At 42.1% G+C, this 3,090-nt stretch carries 2 protein-coding genes; both read left to right on the top strand.

The genetic code is table 11. From position 1 onward, the window contains the following. Positions 1 to 436 precede the first annotated feature (436 nt). A complete protein-coding gene (locus tag BSAG_RS15895; protein WP_004295513.1) occupies positions 437 to 1,027 on the top strand; it encodes a replication/maintenance protein RepL in 591 nt (196 codons plus the stop codon). 620 nt (positions 1,028 to 1,647) lie between these two features. Continuing rightward, positions 1,648 to 2,751 (top strand): plasmid recombination protein, encoded by a 1,104-nt coding sequence (locus tag BSAG_RS15900; RefSeq protein WP_007219893.1) that lies wholly within the window; start codon positions 1,648 to 1,650, stop codon positions 2,749 to 2,751. Positions 2,752 to 3,090: the final 339 nt, after the last annotated feature.

Here is a 3,090-nt window from a genome sequence, read left to right as displayed (position 1 = left end):
CCCCCCCGCCCCCAAAGGGGGAGCGACCAAACGGCAGCCTCTCTCAATGGAGTGTTACGTCGTTCGGATTCGGAAGAAATTTTGCAGGGTTCGGAAAACGGTTGTGTGCTTATTCTAAAAAAAGTTTATGGTGTGGCGCTCGTCGGGACGGGTGGTCCCGCCCCTTGCCGCTGGGCGCTCCCCGACCGATGATTTTTAAGTGACTGATTTTGTGCTGTTTTGGGGGTATATTAAGAATAGAAGAAATAGAATAAGTTAAGTACTTGATACACAATATAGGGCATTTTCCATATTGGAAATTCTCATTTTCCAATCTAGAAAATACTGATTTCCTAATATAATACTAAACAGGAAAATAATATTTCCCTTAATATTGTTTTTATGGAAAATAATAGTTTACTTTGTGGAGAATAATATTTCCCAAAAACACATCAAAATGGAAAATAAAAAAGCAGTTAAGTTAACCGATTTTCAAAAGAACGAAGAAAATCCTTTTATGAAACAAGCTATAGAAGGTATTGAAAATCATGTTGTTAAAAAGTATAAGAGTAATAGTGGTGGCGATAAGAGAGCCGTAGTAGCTTTAGCCGACACTGAAACTGGAGAAGTGTTTAAGACTTCGTTTATCCGTCAAATAGAAGTAGATGAAGAACAATTCACTAAATTGTATCTTTCTAACTTTGCTGCATTCTTTGACCTATCACAAGCAGCTATTCGGGTTTTTGGTTACTTTATGACCTGCATGAAACCCAAAAATGATTTAATCATCTTCAATAGAAAAAAATGCCTAGAATATACCAAATACAAAACAGACAAAGCCGTTTATAAAGGACTTGCAGAACTTGTAAAAGCTGAAATCATAGCCCGAGGACCAGCCGATAATCTTTGGTTTATTAATCCTCTGATAGTATTCAATGGTGACCGAGTGACATTTGCTAAAACATACGTTCGGAAAAAGACTTTAGCTGCCCAAAAGAAAGAAGAAGCAGAGAAACGACAATTATCACTTGGCTTTGATGAACAGTAACACTCCATTGAGTGAAGCTGCCGTTTGGTCGCTCCCCCTTTGGGGGCGGGGGGGGGGGATAGATAAAGTTCCTCTATGTAAAGTTATAATGGGGGATGAAAGGCAAGGTTCGCTAACCTTACCCCGATTGTTTATGCTTCCCAGCATTCAATCTATCCCCGTTTATGGGTTTCTCTTTCACCCTACAAAGATAACCTCATGGGGGAAAAATGTCCAAGAATATGGGGTAAAAACTATCAAGTCGGTAGAAAATAAGTATCTTTGAAGTACATTTTTAGTAGAGGTACTGGTATGCCTAGACGAAGCAGATAGGCAAAAATAAAGCCGCTGGAGATGTCGGATGTCCGTCAATTAACTCCAGCGGCTTGTATTTTGGTAACTCTCCCGTATCGGTCGGCTACCGTTTGGTCAGCAACAAAGGTAGTACTTTATTGTCGCAAATCCAAATGTTTTCCCCTTTATTTGTGCATTTACAGAACATTTGCTAACTTCGCACCTATGCAGTATGGTGATAGCACACTAGCACCCTAAAGGGTGCGTGTGTAAGGGGACAAGCCCCCTTAACCCCCTGTCAGCCGGCTGTCACCGGCTGTTATCGATTGTCACAAAAATGTTAACTTATGGGAGCAACAAGTATTCATGTACAAGCAGTGAAGCCGGGGAGTGAGATTCACAACTTTAGGGAAAAAGAGTTGGACTATGTTCGTCCCGAACTTAGTCATTTGAATGAAAGCTGGGTTGGAGATAGCATCTCCCATCGGCTGGAAAGTGCGAAACAAAGATATCTCGATACGGTTGGGCAGAAGATGCAGGCTAAAGCCGCACCCATACGAGAGGGAGTAATAGTAATCAAACAAGAAACCACCATGCAGGAACTCCAGCAGTTTGCCACGGTCTGCAAAGAACGTTTCGGTATCGAAGCATTTCAAATCCATATACACAAGGACGAAGGATACATGAACGCAAAGCAATGGACACCTAACCTTCATGCCCATGTAGTTTTCGATTGGACGCAGCCGAATGGGAAAAGTGTGCGTTTATCGCGTGATGACATGGCAGAACTCCAAACCATAGCATCTGAAACACTGGGCATGGAACGTGGCGTTTCTTCTGACCGCAAACACTTATCGGCTATGCAGTACAAGACCGAATGTGCGAAAGAACAGCTTCAGGAACTATCAAACGATATATCCAGTGCATTAGACAAACACAAGGACGTACAAAACCAGCTTCTTCAGCTTCAGAAAGAACTACGTTCCATTGAAACAAAGAAGAACGTCCAAAAACTCATTTCTAAGGCTTCAGAGAAGTTTTACGGCTTGATTGGAAAAACAGTCAACGATAGGGAAAAGGATGCCTTAAAAGCCAAAGTAAAGGCTTTAGAGGGGGAAAATGAACAGCTATCCGATAGACTGGGAAAGGCTATACTTGAAAAAGAGCAAAACGGCACAAAGGCATTCAAAGCCGAGAATGACAAGGAGTATTATAGACAACAAATGGACAACGCAAGGACAACCAGTAACCGATTAAGGACGGAGAACCAAGAACTAAAGACCGAAACCAAGGAATTGAAAAAAGAACTTGGTAAGATGAAAGACTTGTTCAATTCCGAACAACTGGAGGCTTTAAGGCATCATTTCCCAAACATATCAAAAGCTATGGAAGAGGGGAAAGACCTACTCAAGCAAATCACCAGAAGCAGAGGTTTCGGTATGGGTATGTAACCCCCCCCCGCCCCCAAAGGGGGAGCGACCAAACGGCAGCCTCTCTCAATGGAGTGTTACGTCGTTCGGATTCGGAAGAAATTTTGCAGGGTTCGGAAAACGGTTGTGTGCTTATTCTAAAAAAAGTTTATGGTGTGGCGCTCGTCGGGACGGGTGGTCCCGCCCCTTGCCGCTGGGCGCTCCCCGACCGATGATTTTTAAGTGACTGATTTTGTGCTGTTTTGGGGGTATATTAAGAATAGAAGAAATAGAATAAGTTAAGTACTTGATACACAATATAGGGCATTTTCCATATTGGAAATTCTCATTTTCCAATCTAGAAAATACTGATTTCCTAAT

The organism is Bacteroides sp. D1 (assembly GCF_000157095.2).
In the GTDB taxonomy this organism is placed as follows: domain Bacteria; phylum Bacteroidota; class Bacteroidia; order Bacteroidales; family Bacteroidaceae; genus Bacteroides; species Bacteroides xylanisolvens.
Note: the sequence above shows the minus strand (reverse complement) of the source record. Positions and strands in the feature narration are given on the sequence as shown.

Coding starts and splice junctions, on each gene's coding strand:
- BSAG_RS15895 (WP_004295513.1), top strand. CDS start 437: ATGGAAAATAAAAAAGCAGTTAAGTTAACCGATTTTCAAAAGAACGAA.
- BSAG_RS15900 (WP_007219893.1), top strand. CDS start 1,648: ATGGGAGCAACAAGTATTCATGTACAAGCAGTGAAGCCGGGGAGTGAG.